This window comes from Citrobacter sp. TBCS-14, from assembly GCF_005280805.1.
GTDB classification, from domain to species: domain Bacteria; phylum Pseudomonadota; class Gammaproteobacteria; order Enterobacterales; family Enterobacteriaceae; genus Citrobacter; species Citrobacter gillenii.
The window spans coordinates 1-286 of sequence record NZ_SZWM01000815.1; the positions used below are offsets into that span (position 1 = coordinate 1).

At 56.6% G+C, this 286-nt stretch carries 1 protein-coding gene; it reads right to left on the reverse strand.

Annotated elements, in window-relative coordinates:
- The coding region (locus tag FDX22_RS21460; protein ID WP_146717744.1) for an AI-2E family transporter at positions 1 to 286 on the reverse strand (286 nt) is incomplete at both ends.

Here is a 286-nt window from a genome sequence, read left to right on the forward strand (position 1 = left end):
ATCAATGATGCCCGCATCCATCAGCGCCGGATAACGTCGCGGTAAGGTGGCGGCAAAGTCAGACAACTTGTTGAGCATGCCAGGCATATCGCGTATCAGATAGATGCCCTGCTGCCATGCAACGGGCATCACCACAAACGCCATCAGCAGTAAAATACCGACAAACACCACCAGCACAATTGACGTCGCCCAGCGCCGCGAGCAACCGATATTTTCCAGCCGGGCGGTAGGCCATTCCAGCAGATAAGCCAGCACAATCGCGACCAGCAGCGGCGCCAACAGACCA